We start from the raw sequence: 17,765 nt of genomic DNA, 5'->3' as shown, positions 1-17,765 counted from the left end.
GTTACGGGGTTTTCACCTGATGGAATTTAAATTACGATCTTACATGATGCGGGCATGTTTTCCCGATCTCTTTTCAAAATAGGAAATTCTTAGTCTCCAATAGGATACTTCTGGAGAGTCAGCTGTGATAGATGAATATTCTAACCGATGGGCTCTGGTCACGGGCGCTTCATCAGGGATTGGTTTGGAATTTGCGCACCGACTGGCTGCACGAGGTATGCACTTGGTCCTGACCGCACGTCGCCAGGAGCATCTGGAAAACCTGGCCTCAGAATTATTAACTCGTCATGGAACAAAGACTGAAGTCATCACATTAGATCTCTCTGAGCAGGAAGCTCCTCAGAAGCTATACGATGAGGTCAAGCGGCGTGGCATCGAGATTGAATTGCTGATTAATAATGCTGGGTTTAGTGTGGTTTCTGATGTTGCCTCTACCGACGCCAAACGAGTGATGCAAATGGTGCGGCTGAATGTGGGAGCATTAACCGAACTGACGTATCTTTATTTGCCTGAAATGATGGAACGCGGGCATGGCGCCATCATCAATATTGCCTCAGTAGCTGCTTTCCAACCAGTAGCCTACATGTCATCATATGCGGCCAGCAAAAGTTATGTATTGCATTTCAGTGAAGGATTATGGGCGGAAGCACGCGACAAAGGAGTGACAGTCACCGCCCTGTGTCCGGGAACAACGCAAACCGAATTTTTCGACGTTGCCGGTGTCGAAGGATGGCTAAAAAAACACCGATTCCAGACTGTGGAACAGGTGGTCAAAACAGGTCTGAAAGCTGTTGAAAAAAAGCGGCAATACGCGGTTTCTGGTTGGGGTAATTATTTCTTATCGTTGTTGGTGCGGATCGCGACGCGTAGGACAGTGGTGGTCGAGTCGATGAAATATTTCCGTCCACAGCCACAAAAAGACAAGAAATAGGGCACAAAAGAACACATTCTAATGTGATTCAAATTCGGTTTGTCCTCTGCGATCCGCTTTTTTAGCTGATTTTGTTTTGAACAGAGCTCAGCAAGTTGACGATCTATCGCAAATCGCAGTATAACTGTCGTTCCCATTTTTGGAATTTCGGAGAAGGTATATAGATGGCTTCAAAAGCAAAAATTGAAAAGCAAAAGAGAAACGCAAAACTCGTTGCAAAATATGCTGCACAACGCGAAGAGTTGATCGCCAAAGGCGATTACGCTGGACTGGCGAAACTGCCTCGTAATTCCAGCAAAACACGTCTTCGTCGTTTATGCCAGCTAACAGGGCGCCCCCGTGGTAACTATCGTAAGTTCCAGATCTCCCGTATTGCATTACGAGACATGGCTTTAGATGGCCTGATTCCAGGTATGAAGAAATCAAGCTGGTAGTATCAACGGATTGAAGGTTGGTCTTCGATTTAAGCCAGCAATTTACAAAATAGCGTCGCCCCAATTTGGGTGTCCCCAGTCACGACGCATGAAATAGGAAAAAACAAAATGTCAGTCGGTTTATCTAGAAAAGAAATTGTTAAACGACGGAAAAAACGAGCACGCCTGAAAAAGAAGCTCAAATGTCGATTCTGTCCGGATGGAAACATCCCGCGTCCCGTTTATGTCGATTATAAGGATCTGAGAACATTGCGTTCTCTTCTGGATCGTGAAGGACGCATTTTACCTCGCCGTCGTACTGGTACCTCTGCTCTTTATCAACGAGCAGTTCGCCGTGCTGTCTTGAGAGCCCGTTTTATCGGTTTGTTGTCTCACGTTTCTGAAGACTAATAAGCGGCATAATTCACTGAATTCATAATGAAAAGGCTCTGGATAATATCCAGAGCCTTTTTTATTTCCTTAAAGAAGCATGAGTTCAGAGTTCTTTCGAGAGAGACTGATGGCATGAAGGAGTAGAAGTTGTAATTCCAGAAGACGCTTACCAGTTGAATCCGGTCGGGAAGGAGTCGGTTTGAAATTCATCTAACAGATCATAATCCGACTTGTGTTTTTGGTCCAAAGTAGCTTCGGCACAGGATTCTTCTGTTTCCCAGATCACGACTTTCACAGCCTGCACCCCTAATTCGCCTAACAGATTAGGACAGACTTCATCGAGTAAATACTTTGCCATATTTTCAGCAGTTGGGTTGTAGGGAAGTACAAAATACTTGGTGGGTTCCACCATGCGGATGGCTTTCAGGCCATTTTCGTCTTCGATATTGAGTAGAAATCCATGATCCCAGTTTTCATCAATCCAGCCCTTCAGCAGGGATTTGAGATGCGCAAAGTCGATAATTCGTCCCACGGCATCAGTTTCCGGGCCGGTCACATAAAAGTCTGCGACATAATTATGGCCATGAAAAAATTGGCATTTCCCTTCATGGCGAAATAATCGGTGTCCTGCATTAAACTTGACCCGACGCATAATTGTCATACCCATGATATCAACTCGTCCTCTTAATAGGCTTTCTCGATAATGCTTCTAAAAACTTGCTCTCTAACTCAGTAGGAATTTCATACCCTGTGTCATAATGGTGTCTACCTTTGGATCACAAAAGGCAACACTTACTTCATAGCCGCCCGCGGGGTATTCTTCTGCGATCGGAATATACCATGGCCCGCCATCACCATAAGCGGCAGTCGCGATGAATTGATCAGGCTGCATGTTTTGAGCACGTAACTGGTATTCGATGAAGCTTTCTGCTGGTAAATGAAGCGTTTTGATGTCATTCATTTGCAGAGAACTTAATGTAATGGGAATCTTTTTCTCAACGCGTTCGAGCCAGGCTAGAGTATAAGAAGGCCGATTCCGATTTACGACTCGATTGGCCTTATTCGAAATCCTCTTCTTTAACTCAGCTGCCTGATAAGTGTTTCTTACCGGTGGTAGAATGTCATGTGATTTCCAGGAAATCTGCCCGATGGGTTCGGGCTTTAATTGTTTCTCAGATGCAATCATGCCATCATAAATCCGACGTGCCAGAATTTTACGCATCTCGTGAGAGCCGTCATTGTATTTACCGGCTGACACATTACCTGCACACCCCGTGAAATAAATGTGCGTGCACCCTGGCTCTTCTTCTTGCCGTTGCTTGCGGGCGATGCCGGTAAAGTCACTGCTGACACGTCCATCGCCATAATAACTCATGGGATGCGTTGCATAATAATGGCAGGAAACCAGCTTCTTATCTTTGTTGTAAAAGGCAATTGTTTTCAGCCAGGGATCAATGATTCCTTCCGTCATACTTCGAAGTGATTCATCCTTACAACTACTTCCCCGCATGCGTTTAATTTTTCCATTCTTATCCCGGTCAATACGGCGGTTGGAAGCGACTTTATCGACTTTACTTTGGCTATGTGCGATGTGTGTCACAGGTTCTGCTTTGGGAATCGCTGCTGCCACTGCTTTATGGGCTTTCTCCAGACAAGAATTGAAAAAGTCCAGTTCGATAATATGTGGCAAATCACCTTGTTCGAGTACGATCTGCTCAGCATTTAAGCATGCAAACGGGGCGTTATGCTGATGGACACATTGTACGGCGACTCGATCAATGGTTGTACCAGCTGCGTCTGCTAATGCTTTTCGCCAGGCGATATGTGCATCATTTAACAGGCCTGTCCAGTCAACCGCACAAACCACGATTGGCTTACCAGCACCCAGTAAAACATATCCAATTGCTTCCAGTGAATCATCATAGCCAACCACCGGCTTAATCCAGCCACCACACAATGAATGACCTTTGGGAGGTGAAACGTCGAAGCGAAACGGAGCAAGGTGCAGATTTGGATTCGCAGCCGTTTCTTCACGGTTTGCGAAAGACCATTCACTGAGAGAAAACGTACTACCCGTAGCAGCCAAAGAAGCAGCAAGAAAATCGCGTCGACTGAAATTGCTCATGATTCACCTTCAGGGGTGTTTATACACCTTACAGTTTGGTTGGGTTCGGAGCGTCTCCATAGACCTCTTTGGGATCAAATACTTTTTCCGTTTCGGTAAATTGAAGTCCGAGGCCTTTCTCATTCATTTCTTCGCTTACCGGAACACGACGATAAAAGCAGGACCGATAACCGACGTGACAACTGGCGCCCCCTTGAACATCGACTCGTAACCAGATGGTATCCTGGTCATCATCGATCAGAAGCGCTTTCACTTTTTGAACGAGCCCACTCGTGGCTCCTTTGTGCCAGAGCACTTGACGGCTTCGGCTCCAATAGACGGCTTCCCCCAATTCGATCGTTTTCTTGAGCGCTTCCTCATTCATATAGGCGTGCATCAACAATTCACCAGAACTAAAATCTGTGGTCACGACAGGAATCAAACCGTCCTGATCAAACTTAGGGGCCAGTTCTGTTCCTTCTTCAACCTGCTCGACTGAAGTCCGTTCAGCGAATTGAATACCATCTGACATGTTTCTCTTACCTCACTTCAATGCAATCTTTATCTAATCTGTGGAGAAGTTCCCCACTTAATACTACTTATATGGGACTTAAAACTCTAAATGAATCGACCAATTATCGATCTTCTCAGGAAAAGCAATGCGGCTGAGTACATCATAATCAAAGCTTGATGCCAGACACATGATCTGAGGCGTTCTTCAAGCGGAAATCGCGAGATTTCCTGCTCTTAAAATGGTAAACCTAATGGTGTGGCAGGTCAGTAGTTTCAGAGGAGATTTCGAGAGGATTCATAGAATAATCGTTTTTTAGGATAAAAACAGTATACATGCGCAATCTTCAAACAAACTGTTAACCGAGTTGTGAGAGAATGTCTGATTTAATAGAGACGTTTTTTGCTCTAAAAAGTTCGCGGAATATGTCACGAAAGAATCAAAGCTTGATTACGCTGAATATATCTGCGACATGCGTAAAATTTTCTCTTTTACCAGTTTGCGAAAGGGACGAGGTGAGATAACCTCTGCTTGATCTCCAAAACTCAATACCCAATCGGAAATGCAGTCCAGGCTGTCAACTTGCGCGCGAAATTCAATCGTGCCTCCCTTCAGCTTCTTGATCTCTTGCGATTGATCCCAGCAAACCAGGGAAACTTTTTCACCGGCATTACGTTCAAAGTGAATTTTAACCGATTGCAATTTGCGAGAATGTTTTATGGGGTTCCATGACTTACCAAGGTAACGATTAAGGTTAAAACGAGATGGCTTTTTAAATGTTTCATCCAATAGTTCTGATTTTACAATCGTCTGAAGTGGAAATACTTTTATTCCTCTATCAATAGAAGATCGTCCTACAACATACCACTGTTGATTGGAATATAATATATGAAACGGGCTCAACATCGTAGAGATGGTTTTCTGTTCTTTAGGACAAGCATGTTGGATGCGCACATTTCTTTTTTCTATTGCCGCTTTGAACAGATTTTTGTGATGAATTACATTACGTATATGTGGATTTGTAGAAGGGAACCAGATGGAGATCAGTTGTGCTGCGTCGATGACATCTTCACGCAATTGATCTGGCAAGCTACTCAAAACTTTAGTAGACGCTGATCTTGCAAATTGGTGAATCGGAAGTCCGACAATAGTTTTATCAAGGTTCTGGCATAAAACGAGTAATGCGAGAACTTCCTCAAAGGTCAAATCTTTGAAGGGAACGATTGTCCGCCACGGAAGAGAGTATCCTTGCCTTTCTTCGTCATACAGGACATAGATACCTGACTCTTGTAATGTACTTAGATCTCGAAATACCGTCCTGCGACTGACTTCACATTCGGTAGCGAGTTGTGCAGAGTTATAAACTCGCCCCGACTGTAACAAAGCGATCAGTTTTAGGAGACGATGAATTCGTCCAGCTACCATAGATTATCTTTTGAATGCTTTTCCACAAGCCTGATTAGTGGCGGGTTTTCAAACCCGAATACTCAGGTTGAGTTGCACTTGTAGTACCACGATTCATCATAATTGCGGTAACAAGTGATGCAAACCAACACTTGGAAATAACAATCGATGGAGATGGGCATCGATACGAGCGTATTGTGAGCGAAAATGAGCAGCAGTAGGCTTTTCACTCACAAGCTTTGTCTAAATCTAGCTCGTACTTACGACAAAGAGTCTCAGAAATCAAAATCGATTTTAAAAAAAATGAATGAGTAATTCGCTAACCTGCGAAGGCTGTATTATCGGAATAACATGAGTATTGTCCGAGGTGCTTTCATTCCACAAAATTCGAGGCAGGTAATAATTCAAGCTCGTTTATTTGTTCAGTATCTGAAGTTGAAGCCTCATGTTCCGTTGCTGAAACCGGTGCTATGTCATCAAGGTTTTGCGTCTCGTCTGAGTCAAGTATGTACTCGACTGTTCTTTCTGTATCGGATAAAACAAACGGATTTCTTACGTCAATATCAGAACTTTCTAAATGGGCCGCTGGTTCATTTGCCTCTGGAACCGGTGGTGCATAATCGGGAGACGTTTCTGGTTCTGGAACAGGTAAAACGCTTGGCGTCAGGCCATCTTGTTGCTCCATCATCTCTGCTTCTCCCTCTTTGGTGGGCATCAAGCCAACTTCGCCCACATACCCTGCCGCAACAAACGGTTCTGGTTTGCTACGCAGTTTATGAGCTTCGATACCATGAGTTCTGGCCCAGGCTCGTCTAATTGCCTGTTGATATGCGACTGGTGACCACTCTCCTTCCATCAGATGGATATTGTTGTGCTTCAGCAAGGTTCCTTTCCATTTGTAGAGGTTTTTAATGGCTACATTGTAAGCGACCAGCGATCGATAATATTCTGTTTCGGCGGCTGCTAGACTGGATTGAGCACGTAACAAGGTATCGAGTGTAGTGGTTCCTGCCTGGACTTCTGCGTCAAATAGCTCGGTTCGTCTTCTAGCTGCACGCCAACGATTGAAATTCGATTGCGCTGTAGCGTAGTTTTTAGCCAGATCCTGGAAGGTAATCGCCAGTTCCTGACTGACGTCCATTTCCTGCGCTTGTAACACACTTCGTGCTTTTGAGATTCGAAACTCCAAGTTTTCAACTTGAGCATGAGCTGACCGAAAACCAAGTGGAACACTGAATTCCCAGCCGATCGTCCAGCTATCCTGATCGTTTTGCATCAGTGTTCCATAGGCGCTATGTAAGCCTTGAGCGGTAATGCCATCTGTGTTTCTCTGACTCAGCAGTCTATCGCCGAATGCATTCACTTGATAACTGGATACCAGATCCAGTCGTGGTCGGGTCAGGCTGGTAGCAGCTAAACGCTGAAATTCGAGGCTTTTAATATTCCATTTTTGTCTTCGAAGTTCAACTCGATGCACCAGCGCCTCAGTCAGACACATACTCCAGTCTGGTGTAAACTCGGCTGAAACAGGGTCATCAATTGGACGAATGATTTTGCCATCATTAACGGGTAGTCCAACAAGTCGACGGAAACGGCTTTCAGCGGTATAAATATCACTCCGTGTAGACTGGACTAAAGACTGGGTTTCAAACAAACGATCTTTGGCTTGTGCTTCGTCAGCTGGTTTGAAGTTTCTGGTACCACCGGCTTCTAGCTTTGCATGTGCCTCGCGCCAACTACGTAATGCAGAATTACGGGCCACGACTTGTGTATCATACAATCGATAAGCCAGATAAAGTTGCCAATAGCTCTCTTCAATATCTGAGACCAGGTTGCGAACGTTTCTCTCGAAATCCGCGAGTACTAAATCGTTGTTGATACGCGCGATGACGACACCTTGGCTGACACCAGTGATGCCAGTGAATCCAGAGCCAATCGGACCTGCGATGCGGGTATAGTCAACTCCAGCTCCTGCCAGGAATGGTTGACGATAGGAAGCACCAAAGTTGCCAGTATAGTTGGAAGGGAATAATTGGCTCGTCGCATTACTACCCTGGTAATTCCAGTTATGATTGATGGAAAATTGTCCGCCGTTTGCAAATGTTTTGGAAAGACCAGATTGAAATTGTCCCGTTTCCTGAGTCAAAGTACCGCCCGGAATTCCACCAAAAAACGGGCTGTTTTGAACCTGTTCTGAGCGGCCCCATAACATATTTGCAGTGAAAGTAGTATCAAAGGCAGAAAGGGCTGCTTCAACGCCACGCGAACCACCCAATAGCACATTGGTTTCCTGAATGGATGGGTCATAAACAGATGGAGTTCCATCCGGATTATTCAGTAGCCCGTTTCCATTTGTCCCCAGCGTACCAGCGACACGGATGACTTCGCTATTCGACAGACCCAAGTGGATTGCGTCCATCAAAGGTAAGTCCCAGATTTCATCCTGCGAACGATCTGCCAACGTACGTGGTTTGCCAGAAAACGTAATTTCTTCTGGAGTTTCCTCGAACACAGCCGGATATTCGATCTTTGTGGCGACATCTTCATAATATTGAAGTTCTTTGTCGCCGAGGTAATGCAGATCCGTATCGGTACCGAGGCCATGACAACCAACCAATTGGCTGGTAATCAGACAACCACAGAAAAATTGGTGTAACTTCTGACGAAGGTTCATGTATCCATCCTTAAAGACATGAACGTCGATTATGGTTACAAAGTGTTTTTTCATAACCACTTAGGGTTCATAATCGATAGTAATTCTGGGAGAATTCACCAATGCGCGCTGACAACCAATTTTGTGTGTGAAACAATGGTTCGGAGCACAAGCTGCCCGTTTGGTAAAATCACTATTTTCGATATCGGCTGTTTAATCGTTACAACTTGACTTTTTTGACGATTGGTCAAAATTCATATGTTTTTGTGCATTTGGCCCGAACTCTGTGTAAGGCTTTCCCAGCATTTTCTTTAGTAGAATGACTTCTCCCGCGTCATTCTGTTCAATAAAGTGACCCAAAAACTGTAAAGCGTATCCCGCAAAGAACGCGATTCCGGCCAAAACCCACTGGTTGGCTAATCCAAATCCAATCAATCCTCCGAATGTCAGCGGAACTCCAATCATATGCAGGATTTGATTGAGCCTGTTTTGGTGTCGGAGAAAATAATTGCTGAAAAAGCGTTGAATCATCTGAATTCATCCGATTGGCTTGAAAAGTAAGTGCCGTTCATCGCGTATAGTTGAAAAGCGATTTCTGTTTTGATACGGTCACAGCTTGCTTGTGCACTGTCTATTCAGTATCAACCAGTGTGGCCTTTGGTTTCAAGAGTCAGCATACTCCTTTCGGATTGCTACACGAACTTGAGTTCCCGGTTACATGCCCTTTTTTATCAGAAGTATTTGAGGAAACGATGTATAAAGTCACATTAATTCCGGGAGATGGAGTTGGTCCGGAAATTGCCGAAGCAACACGTAAGTGTGTTGATGCTACTGGCGTGAAAATCGACTGGGACGTTCAGGAATGTGGAATCGAAGTGATAGAGGCTGAAGGTAGCGTCCCTGATCGAGTCATGGAATCTATTCGGGCCAACAAAGTCGCCTTGAAAGCACCTATTACGACTCCGATCGGAAAAGGTTTCCGTAGTGTCAATGTATTTCTACGACAAGAGCTGGGCTTATATGCCTGTATTCGTCCTTGCAAAACTTACAAAGGGGTGCGGACTTACTTTTCTGAATCTAATGTCGATTTGGTCGTCGTTCGTGAAAATACGGAAGATTTGTATGCGGGTGTTGAATTTCAAGCAGGTGAAGAAAACACGGCCGCACTAATCAACACGATTAACGAATATGCAACCGGTAAAAAAATTAATACTCCTGTTAATGAGACGGGTGTGAGTATCAAGCCGATGTCGTATCAGGGAACTCGCGATATCTGTAATTACGCATTTAAATATGCTGTCGATAACAAGCGCAAAGCAGTTACTTCAATCTGTAAAGCAAACATTATGAAATTTACAGATGGTCTGTGGTATGACGAAACGCGTGCGGTCGCCAAGGCCTACGGTGCCAAATTTGAGTGGGAAGATCTCGCTGAAGGTGTTGAGCCTGATGCAAAACTGGCAGGCCAAGTACCGGACTGTGGTGGCAATATTGAATACAACGAACGCCTGATTGACAACATGTGCATGCAACTTGTGCAAAAACCAGAGTTATATGATGTACTTGTCACATCTAATTTGTATGGCGATATTCTGAGCGACTTGTGTGCTGGTCTGGTCGGTGGTTTGGGTGTTGCCCCTGGTTCGAATATTGGGCCTGAGTCGGCTATCTTCGAAGCTACACACGGTTCTGCTCCCAAATACAAAGGACAGAATAAAGTCAATCCCGTTGCCTTGATTCTATCTGGAAAGATGATGCTCGATTATCTGGGTGAACACGATGCGGCAACAAAGCTGGATCAGGCTGTTGCCGATGTGATAGCTGAAGGCAAAGATGTGACTTATGATCTCAAAGACGATCGAAATGATCCTACAGCCGTTGGAACTCAGGAGATGGCTGACGCGATCTGTCGCAAAATGCAATAATCTATTTGCATTTGTTCTATCAAATTGATAACTGCGATTCGACATACTAAAGTGCGTCGAATCGCAGTTTTTTTGTGCTATATGCACAATAGCAATTTACGTAATCTGTTTATAAATATTTGTAAGAATTGGTTAATCAATATATAAAATTGGTGAAGAGATCAATCAATTTTGATACGATGAAGGCACTTATCCCACCTAAATTGATCCTACTACAGGAGCCTTCCTCATGACGAACCATTTTCTTTCACGTCGTGAACTGTTGAAAATGAGTGCGGCAACATTTGCTGGTTCTACCGGTCTGAATTGGCAAAAGCTCGCTTCGGAAGCAGCTGAATCAAAGCGTCCTCAGGTAGCTGCCATTTATACCGAATTTTTTTACATTTCTCATGCCTATCACATTTTGCATCCCTTTTTAGGGCCGTATCTTTTTAATGGGAAGTTGCTACAACCACAGTGTGATGTCGTTTCTTTTTATGGTGATCAGTTTACAGATCGAGATCTTTCGCGGGGTGTTGCAAAAAAAAATAATATTCCGATTTATAAAACAATTCGTGAAGCATTATGCTTAGGAGGCAAGGAGTTAGCGGTCGATGCTGTTCTCTCTATCGGTGAGCATGGTACTTATCCTGATACAAAATATGGTCAGACTATGTATCCCCGAAAACGTTTTTTCGATGAGATCGTCGATGTGATGAAACAATCGAAACGATTTGTACCTGTTTTCAGTGATAAGCATTATTCTTATCGTTGGGATTGGGCGCGCGAGATGTATGACACCTCTCGAAAATATGAGTTTCCGATGATGGTTGGTAGTTCGGTTCCTCTGGCAGTACGAACCATTCCGTTAGAAATACCTTATGGAACGGAATTAAAAGATGCAGTCTCAATTCATGGCGGACCCATTGAAAAATATGATATTCATGGGTTAGAAGTTTTGCAGTCTATGGTGGAATTTCGCAAAGGGGGAGAGACTGGAGTTTCATCTGTTCAATTTTTGAAGGGAGATGAATTGATCAAGGCGGGCCGTGAAGGACGTTGGTCAATGAAGCTCGCTGAGGCAGCGATGCAGGCGGAGCTAGGAAGTAAGAAGCGGTCTCTCTTTGATAAGGTTGGGAAAGAGGGTACGTCAGAGCCTCATGGAATCCTATTGGAATATAAAGATGGTTTTCGTGCGACGATGCTTAAGATTGGTTCAAATGGCGTTCGCTGGAATTTTGCTTGTCGTGTGAAAGGTGAATCAAAGCCCAAGGCGACTACGTTTTTCCCTGGTCCCTGGGGAAATCGCAATCTGTTCCGGGCATTTTCAAACGCGATTCAATATTTGTTTGTGCATAAGAAGGAACCGTATCCCTGCGAAAGAACATTATTGATGACTGGAGTGTTGGATGCTGCCATGCATTCCTATTTCGAAAAAGGACAAGCGAAGATGAAAACTCCACAATTAGAGTTTTCATATAAACCTAAGAATTTTAATCAATTCCGCGAAATGGGTGCCTCTTGGAACGTCATTACAAAAGATATCCCAATGCCTCGCGATTTTGTTGAGTCTGATCCTCAACCTAAATAAGCGTAGGTTTCTGCTCCAGATCAACTACGACACTTCTTGAAAAGGAGCATGACATAATTTCCTAACTCAAGTTACTTGCAGGAAGATCCTAAATTCAGGATAGTAAGCAAGTAGCTGCCCTTTCGTTTTTCGTTCCCTGATCCTACCTGAGAGTAAATGTCAATAAGATGAAATATGTTCTCGTAATCCCAGATGGTTGTGCGGATGAGCCACAAGAAACATTAGGTGGCAAGACGCCTTTGCAGGCGGCCCAGGTTTCCCATATGGATGCCGTTGTTTCTCAGGGGATTCTCGGGAGAACTGATACCGTGCCTGCATCAATGCCCTCCGGCAGTGATGTGGGAACAATGAGTCTCTTTGGATACGATCCTCTGACTTATCATACTGGTCGCGCTCCTCTTGAAGCGGCCGCACAGGGAATCGAGTTAGGCGCTCACGACTGGGCCATCCGTTGTAATTTTGTCACGATTGCTGAGGGAAACATGGCGAGTTTCACAGCATCTCAACTTCCCAATGATGTTGGTGAAGAATTAGTTGGTTTGCTTCAAGAGGAAACTGCCGATGATCCGCAATGGGAATTTCATCAAGGCGTCAGCTATCGCAATTTATTGATCTATCGAGGGCAGAGTGGAGATGATGCCCCTTTTGATTCAGGGACACTCACAGTTCCTCCTCACGATTTAACCGACCAACCAATTCAGCATGACCTTCCCTCAGGCAGAGGAAGTGAGTTAATGCTCGACCTGATGGAACGCAGCAAGAAACTGTTTTCAAAATCATCAAAAAATCAAAATCGATCTGACAAACATCCAGCGGCAACACAGATCTGGTTATGGGGGCAGGGAAGCAGACCTGCGCTCAAACCCTTTCATGAACAATTTGGTAAAACAGGGGCTGTGATCACAGCAGTAGATTTGTTGAGAGGCTTGGGGCGTTTACTTGACTGGGAAGTAATCGAAGTGGAAGGGGCCACCGGTTATACTGATACCGATTACGCAGCCAAAGGCCGCGCTGCAATGGAAACTCTGAAGAAGACAGATTTTGTAGTCGTGCATGTAGAGGCCACAGATGAAGCTTCACATGAAGGTGAGGTACAGGAAAAAATCAAAGCCCTGGAAATGATCGATGAGCACATCGTGGGGCCTGTGCATGATTACTTAAAAAAGCAAGGCGAGTACCGTTTCTTAGTTTGCCCTGATCATCCCACATTTTTGAGAACGAAAACTCATAGCCATGGCTATGTGCCTTTTGGAATTTGTGGCACGCACGTACGTCCCGATCAGGCAACCAGTTATGATGAAGTTGCGGCGGGAAAGAGCAATTTACTGCTTCCCAAAGGTCATCAACTCATGCCCTTCTTTTTCGGGACATTGACGAACTAGCCTGAATTCGATTCAGGCTAGCTCTCTTTACTTCAGTAAATTCGATTTCTTACAAAGGCCAGTCGCGGAGAATTCGTTCTACCTCTTCTGCATGGCCACTTTCATCTCGAACCATATCTTCCAGTTGAACGGCCATGCCTTTATCGCCAAATTCCTCTGCTTCTTTGGCACGTTGCGTATAACCTACGGTTGCCGCTTGTTCTGCCGCTAACACGGCTTCTAACATTTCTCGATTGGTGTGTGCTTCGGCAACTTTTGTGGGAACGGTCGTTGGTTCACCACCTAGTGCTACGATTTTATTAGCCAGATATTGGGCATGTAATTGTTCGTCGGGTACTTCTGCCAGAAAAAACTGTGTCAATTGTGGTCGATAAGGGCCCGTTGCTTTCGCAGCATATGTAGTATATTGAATGATCGCTGAAAGCTCGTTTGCTAAATCCTGATTCAGATGAGTGATCATCGCTTGCTTGTCCATGTTTCGCTCCTGAAGAATGAATTGGCTGGATCATTTAGTGATCCTCTCGCCAATGGGTTTGGGTATTACTTTTATAGAATAGCACTCACACTTTGCAACTATATGCGAATGAAGGCGAAATGAAAATACCTTGGTGTTCTGTGCTAATTAAAAGAATTTCGGTGATGAGGGGAACGCCTGAATTGTTGAACCTGTCAGGATTAAGAGTAATTGAAATTGCCACTATTCGGAGAAATAAGTCATCTGATCCAACTTTTGAGATTCAAATTCGGGGTTCTTTTCTTGATGGTCATGGACTATGATTGTAAATAGCCCCTAATTTTGGCTATTTTGTTAAATTGCGTTGTGTTGTATTTTTAGTAGAGAATTGGGAGATTTAAGTGTCAAACTGGGTTGAACCTCTGGGAATGAGGATTCTCATTCGTAAAGATGAGAGTCGACATACTACGCGCGGGGGTATTGTACTTCCCGATAAGGCAGAAATTCCGAATATTACCGGTCGTGTTGTTGAAATCAGCGTGCAGATCGAGCGGGATGATGACTTTCCAATTAAGAAGTACGATAAAGTGCTTTTCAACCCGAGTGATGCGATTCCCGTGGATTTCGAACCGGACAATGTTTTATTCGTTGTACCTATCGAAGATGTCGTTGCTGTATTCCGCCGTGGTGAATCGAAGATCGATGAAATCCGGTCAGCTGAAGAGATGGACGCAGATGATCCAGAAGAATGGGACGACTAAATGGTGGTTGAAAGCGTCCTGTTCACAGGCTATTCATTTCAGTTTACAGCCTTAATTTCTTCTACCAGGCTAGATCGTTGATAGCCTGTTGGAATGGTATCCAGATTTCGATAGGCGACTAGTTCCGCGACAATACTTAGCGCAATTTCCGGAACAGTCTGAGAGCCAATGTCAAAACCAAGTGGAGCATGAACTTTCGCAAGTGCCTCACGGGGTGTGCCGGTTCGTAGCAAGTCTTCAAAGATCAGTTTCACTTTTCGTTTGCTGCCTATCATACCGATGTAACGCGCTGGTGACTCTGCCAAATGTCCCAAGGCTTCTTCGTCATGATTATGACCACGGGTGACGATGATGATAAACGTATCCCTGGTGATGGAAAGATCTGAAAGAGCCGTATCAAAGTTGCCAACAATTAAATGTTTTGCTGTGGGGAATCGTTCGACATTACAATATTCCTGACGATCATCGGCGGCAATAATTTCGAATCCGACATCGCTGGCCAACTCTGCCACTTTCTGGCCAATATGACCACAGCCAACGATCACAAGCTCACATGTCTGATGAAAGGTGAGATATGCAATACCCGCTTTAAGATAGGGGCGAGGTCGATTCTGGATCGGCTTCAAACCCATTAGTAATTGAGACGGCGGTTCTTGCTGACCACGTTGGGCAATAATTGTTGAGTTCGCATCTATCAGAAAGCGATCTGTTTCACTTCCGCCTTCTGCTGATTCAGGGTTAATCACAATTGCTTCGGTGCAACCCTGATCACTTGCCAACAGTTGAGCCATGGATTGGAAGTAACATAAATCTTCTTCAGTATTGATTGGATCGACGAGAACTTTCATCCGTCCTCCACAAATCAGTCCGTCATCCCAACCATAATCACTGTCGAGTTGAAATGTCATAATTTCAGGTGTAGCAGCATCGATCAGTCTTAATGCGCGGCGTTTCACTTCCGCTTCCACGCAACCGCCCCCGAGAGTTCCGATTTGAGAGCCATCTCGAAAGATGAGCATGGCGGCTCCCGGTTTTTGTGGAGTGGATCCGCGGGTTTCAACCAGACAGGTATAGCAAACGGATTTCTTTTGTTGGACTGCTTTTCCCAATTCGACTAACAAATCACGCATGGTCGTTTACTTTGATCGATTATTTAAAGTGTATCTAATAGACTACGGGCAGCTTGAAGTTCACGCGTCAATCCGTCGACCAGACCCAGCTTCTGATTGCCAGGTAAGACTTCCCAAGTGTATGTTTCAACTTCCAGATGTGGTGCGTAGTCGAGCTCTTTCACAGTTGCTAAAGCGTGCTTCAATTCCTGGTAGGTGGTTCCTAATGGCCCGAGTGTTTGGGCGTCAATGGGCACATGAAAATGAACCCGGAGCTTTTCCGTTTCCTTAATACGTGGATCTGGTGCCAGTAAAAACTTCTTTGTGAGGTCCACGATCCGATAAAGATCACCCGATGCTAAATTTCCGATTGTCTGATGTAGATACCGGGGTTCTGCGTATTCTGCAAGCTGAGTGCGACCATCCTCATTCTCCCACGGATTCACAAGTTCGATGGCATTCGAAATATGAATTTTATTGATCCGAATTTCAGCGTGTGTGATTTGCCGAATCGAACCGGGTATATCTTCAAACTCAACAGCCTGATGACAAATGTCGTAACAGGCTCCCAGAAATTCCTTTACTATTCCAAGCAATTGTTTCGCCGCAGCCCGTTGATAAAGCCGTTCGAAGAAGACAATCAACTCGTGTGTAAATTCGATAACACAAAATGGCTCTGGTTCAATTGCCAACCGAATCGTTTTACCTGTTTCTTCTTTCAGATGTTTCAGATAGATTGCCAGTACGATTAATTGTTCGATGCATGTGTCACCAAAATCAGCGGCATGCTCAAACTGTTTGAATCCTAAAGGGACTGTGGAGATACTACCTTCTGCTCCATCGGGTAGTAATGCGGAGAGTACTCGGGCACAGCCTTTCGTATATTCGAGCCGCTCTGGCTGAGACCAGTCGGGTAAATAAACATTTTCTTTAACGCGATCATTGTGAAAATTTCCATAGGGAAATGCATTCAGTGTGTAACAGATTAGATTTCTTTTCCGAACCTCTTCGGCAAAATGGATGTGTCCTGTATCAGTTGCCAGAATCTCCTGGATCACCGGTTCAGCCAGCCAGAGTCCGGCAGCAAGTGGCGCTGCATACTGTTCTTGAATGGGAACCGTAAATTCATCGAGCTTTTGCAAAATCTCCGCAACAGTTAATCCTGGATGCACGTTGGTGCAATAACTCAATGGCAGAGAACTTAGCGTCATGGAACTTCCTCAGAGGCGATTCAGGTTGACAGTCAATAGAAAAAATGTGAAGCAGAGACTTCTCATCTAATACTATCATAACCAAGACTAACCAGCGGACTACCTCCCAACAGAATACGCTGGTGAGATTGTGGTTTTGGGATGATTTTTCTGTCAAATACAACTTGTGTTAACTTGTAAGTTTAGCGACGATAACGGCTAGCATCTTGTATGAAAACAGACAAAAAGTGAGTTTCTCACAAACTCTGGCAGAAACTTTCTGGTATGCTGAGTGTTTAGTCATTGTGGAAAATTCACCCTGAAACATGGGAGTCTGCAGTCAGTCGTGGTTACAACTCAAATCTTCAATTCGCCTTATTTGCGAGATCCTGACGTGCAATTGATGTTGCGCGCGAAGGAAGGCGATGAAGGTGCGTTCACTGAATTGGTTGCCAGCTACCAGGATCGAATCGTGGGGATTTTTTGTCATTTACTGGGAAATCAGGAAGCGGCAGAAGATTTGGCTCAAGAAGTATTTTTACGCATTTATCGCTCACGAGCGAATTATCAGGCCAAGGCAAAATTTTCAACATGGTTATTTCGGATTGCCAATAATCTGGCCAGTAACTCACGTAGAAATAAAGGACGACGCAAAGAGGTCAACTTGAATCCACAAGACTCCGGTCCACTTGGTATCAGACCTGAAGAGCAGTTACTGGTGGAAAAGTCAGGATTGATGCCGACTCGACAGATCGGTTTGAAGGAAACACAAGCCATTGTACGTGAGGCATTAGGAACATTGAATGAACGCCAGCAAATGGCAGTGTTATTACACAAGTTTGAAGGAATGAGTTATGCCGATATTGGAGCAGCTATGAAGCTATCCGAAGCGGCTGTGAAATCATTGTTATCCCGTGCCCGAGAAAATTTACGCGTTCAACTCGAAAAGCATATTTGTAGTTAAT

At 44.6% G+C, this 17,765-nt stretch carries 17 protein-coding genes; 8 read left to right on the top strand and 9 right to left on the bottom strand.

What is annotated here, in order from left to right:
* The first annotated feature begins 124 nt into the window (after window positions 1-124).
* The 3 genes from V144x_RS27990 to rpsR all read left to right on the top strand — a co-directional run bounded on the left by V144x_RS27990 (window position 125) and on the right by rpsR (window position 1,755).
* Window positions 125-931 (top strand): SDR family NAD(P)-dependent oxidoreductase, encoded by an 807-nt coding sequence (locus V144x_RS27990; protein WP_144990502.1) that lies wholly within the window; start codon window positions 125-127, stop codon window positions 929-931.
* A 164-nt stretch (window positions 932-1,095) separates the two neighbouring features.
* A complete protein-coding gene (gene rpsN, locus V144x_RS27985; protein WP_144990500.1) occupies window positions 1,096-1,365 on the top strand; it encodes a 30S ribosomal protein S14 in 270 nt (89 codons plus the stop codon).
* 108 nt (window positions 1,366-1,473) lie between these two features.
* On the top strand, window positions 1,474-1,755 hold the full coding sequence (gene rpsR / locus V144x_RS27980) for a 30S ribosomal protein S18 (RefSeq protein ID WP_144990498.1): 282 nt from the start codon (window positions 1,474-1,476) through the stop codon (window positions 1,753-1,755).
* A gap of 148 nt (window positions 1,756-1,903) precedes the next feature.
* Here rpsR and V144x_RS27975 read toward each other — a convergent pair whose 3' ends face one another.
* The 6 genes from V144x_RS27975 to V144x_RS27950 all read right to left on the bottom strand — a co-directional run bounded on the left by V144x_RS27975 (window position 1,904) and on the right by V144x_RS27950 (window position 8,940).
* Entirely contained in the window at window positions 1,904-2,404 is a 501-nt protein-coding gene (locus tag V144x_RS27975; protein ID WP_144990496.1) for a 6-pyruvoyl trahydropterin synthase family protein, read from the bottom strand.
* 57 nt (window positions 2,405-2,461) lie between these two features.
* On the bottom strand, window positions 2,462-3,862 hold the full coding sequence (locus tag V144x_RS27970; protein WP_144990494.1) for a hypothetical protein: 1,401 nt from the start codon (window positions 3,860-3,862) through the stop codon (window positions 2,462-2,464).
* Between the two features lie 28 nt (window positions 3,863-3,890).
* Entirely contained in the window at window positions 3,891-4,373 is a 483-nt protein-coding gene (hisI, locus tag V144x_RS27965; protein ID WP_144990492.1) for a phosphoribosyl-AMP cyclohydrolase, read from the bottom strand.
* Window positions 4,374-4,802: 429 nt separating this feature from the next.
* Window positions 4,803-5,777, bottom strand: a complete 975-nt coding sequence (locus V144x_RS27960) for a helix-turn-helix transcriptional regulator (RefSeq protein WP_144990490.1) — start codon at window positions 5,775-5,777, stop codon at window positions 4,803-4,805.
* 352 nt (window positions 5,778-6,129) lie between these two features.
* Window positions 6,130-8,430, bottom strand: a complete 2,301-nt coding sequence (locus V144x_RS27955; RefSeq protein WP_197998678.1) for a TolC family protein — start codon at window positions 8,428-8,430, stop codon at window positions 6,130-6,132.
* 192 nt (window positions 8,431-8,622) lie between these two features.
* Window positions 8,623-8,940 (bottom strand): Mpo1-like protein, encoded by a 318-nt coding sequence (locus tag V144x_RS27950; protein WP_144990486.1) that lies wholly within the window; start codon window positions 8,938-8,940, stop codon window positions 8,623-8,625.
* Between the two features lie 221 nt (window positions 8,941-9,161).
* Here V144x_RS27950 and V144x_RS27945 point away from each other — a divergent pair, with 221 nt between their 5' ends.
* From V144x_RS27945 to V144x_RS27935, 3 genes are all read left to right on the top strand, one after another.
* On the top strand, window positions 9,162-10,334 hold the full coding sequence (locus V144x_RS27945) for an isocitrate/isopropylmalate dehydrogenase family protein (RefSeq protein ID WP_144990484.1): 1,173 nt from the start codon (window positions 9,162-9,164) through the stop codon (window positions 10,332-10,334).
* Between the two features lie 229 nt (window positions 10,335-10,563).
* A complete protein-coding gene (locus V144x_RS27940) occupies window positions 10,564-11,904 on the top strand; it encodes a hypothetical protein (RefSeq protein ID WP_144990482.1) in 1,341 nt (446 codons plus the stop codon).
* 167 nt (window positions 11,905-12,071) lie between these two features.
* Window positions 12,072-13,286: a cofactor-independent phosphoglycerate mutase gene (locus tag V144x_RS27935; RefSeq protein WP_144990480.1), complete on the top strand. Its 1,215-nt coding sequence runs from the start codon at window positions 12,072-12,074 to the stop codon at window positions 13,284-13,286.
* Between the two features lie 49 nt (window positions 13,287-13,335).
* On the opposite strand, the gene V144x_RS27930 is transcribed toward V144x_RS27935, so the two are convergent.
* Complete coding sequence (locus V144x_RS27930; protein WP_144990478.1) at window positions 13,336-13,761, bottom strand: ferritin-like domain-containing protein; 426 nt, start codon at window positions 13,759-13,761, stop codon at window positions 13,336-13,338.
* 380 nt (window positions 13,762-14,141) lie between these two features.
* Between V144x_RS27930 and V144x_RS27925 the strand changes: the two genes are divergently transcribed.
* The gene (locus V144x_RS27925) at window positions 14,142-14,501 is read left to right on the top strand and encodes a co-chaperone GroES (protein WP_197993124.1); all 360 of its coding nucleotides are present in this window, start codon (window positions 14,142-14,144) and stop codon (window positions 14,499-14,501) included.
* A gap of 38 nt (window positions 14,502-14,539) precedes the next feature.
* Here V144x_RS27925 and V144x_RS27920 read toward each other — a convergent pair whose 3' ends face one another.
* Both V144x_RS27920 and eboE read right to left on the bottom strand, forming a co-directional pair.
* Window positions 14,540-15,631 (bottom strand): XdhC family protein, encoded by a 1,092-nt coding sequence (locus V144x_RS27920; protein WP_144990476.1) that lies wholly within the window; start codon window positions 15,629-15,631, stop codon window positions 14,540-14,542.
* A 23-nt stretch (window positions 15,632-15,654) separates the two neighbouring features.
* On the bottom strand, window positions 15,655-16,821 hold the full coding sequence (gene eboE / locus V144x_RS27915) for a metabolite traffic protein EboE (protein WP_144990474.1): 1,167 nt from the start codon (window positions 16,819-16,821) through the stop codon (window positions 15,655-15,657).
* Between the two features lie 325 nt (window positions 16,822-17,146).
* On the opposite strand from eboE, the gene V144x_RS27910 reads away from it, so the two are divergent.
* Window positions 17,147-17,764 carry an RNA polymerase sigma factor gene (locus tag V144x_RS27910; RefSeq protein ID WP_232102663.1) on the top strand — a complete coding sequence of 206 codons (618 nt, stop codon included), beginning with the start codon at window positions 17,147-17,149 and terminating at the stop codon, window positions 17,762-17,764.
* The last annotated feature ends 1 nt before the right edge of the window (window position 17,765 follow it).

The organism is Gimesia aquarii (assembly GCF_007748195.1).
GTDB lineage: Bacteria > Planctomycetota > Planctomycetia > Planctomycetales > Planctomycetaceae > Gimesia > Gimesia aquarii.
The sequence above is the reverse complement of the archived record's forward strand: the minus strand, read 5'-3'. Positions and strand labels throughout refer to the sequence as shown.

Bases quoted from the DNA above. Each gene is read 5' to 3' on its own strand.
- V144x_RS27940 (WP_144990482.1), top strand. From the start codon at position 10,564: ATGACGAACCATTTTCTTTCACGTCGTGAACTGTTGAAAATGAGTGCG.
- eboE (WP_144990474.1), bottom strand. From the start codon at position 16,821: ATGACGCTAAGTTCTCTGCCATTGAGTTATTGCACCAACGTGCATCCA.
- V144x_RS27945 (WP_144990484.1), top strand. From the start codon at position 9,162: ATGTATAAAGTCACATTAATTCCGGGAGATGGAGTTGGTCCGGAAATT.
- V144x_RS27935 (WP_144990480.1), top strand. From the start codon at position 12,072: ATGAAATATGTTCTCGTAATCCCAGATGGTTGTGCGGATGAGCCACAA.
- V144x_RS27950 (WP_144990486.1), bottom strand. From the start codon at position 8,940: ATGATTCAACGCTTTTTCAGCAATTATTTTCTCCGACACCAAAACAGG.
- V144x_RS27955 (WP_197998678.1), bottom strand. From the start codon at position 8,430: ATGAACCTTCGTCAGAAGTTACACCAATTTTTCTGTGGTTGTCTGATT.
- rpsR (WP_144990498.1), top strand. From the start codon at position 1,474: ATGTCAGTCGGTTTATCTAGAAAAGAAATTGTTAAACGACGGAAAAAA.
- V144x_RS27970 (WP_144990494.1), bottom strand. From the start codon at position 3,862: ATGAGCAATTTCAGTCGACGCGATTTTCTTGCTGCTTCTTTGGCTGCT.
- V144x_RS27975 (WP_144990496.1), bottom strand. From the start codon at position 2,404: ATGGGTATGACAATTATGCGTCGGGTCAAGTTTAATGCAGGACACCGA.
- V144x_RS27920 (WP_144990476.1), bottom strand. From the start codon at position 15,631: ATGCGTGATTTGTTAGTCGAATTGGGAAAAGCAGTCCAACAAAAGAAA.
- V144x_RS27960 (WP_144990490.1), bottom strand. From the start codon at position 5,777: ATGGTAGCTGGACGAATTCATCGTCTCCTAAAACTGATCGCTTTGTTA.
- rpsN (WP_144990500.1), top strand. From the start codon at position 1,096: ATGGCTTCAAAAGCAAAAATTGAAAAGCAAAAGAGAAACGCAAAACTC.
- hisI (WP_144990492.1), bottom strand. From the start codon at position 4,373: ATGTCAGATGGTATTCAATTCGCTGAACGGACTTCAGTCGAGCAGGTT.
- V144x_RS27930 (WP_144990478.1), bottom strand. From the start codon at position 13,761: ATGGACAAGCAAGCGATGATCACTCATCTGAATCAGGATTTAGCAAAC.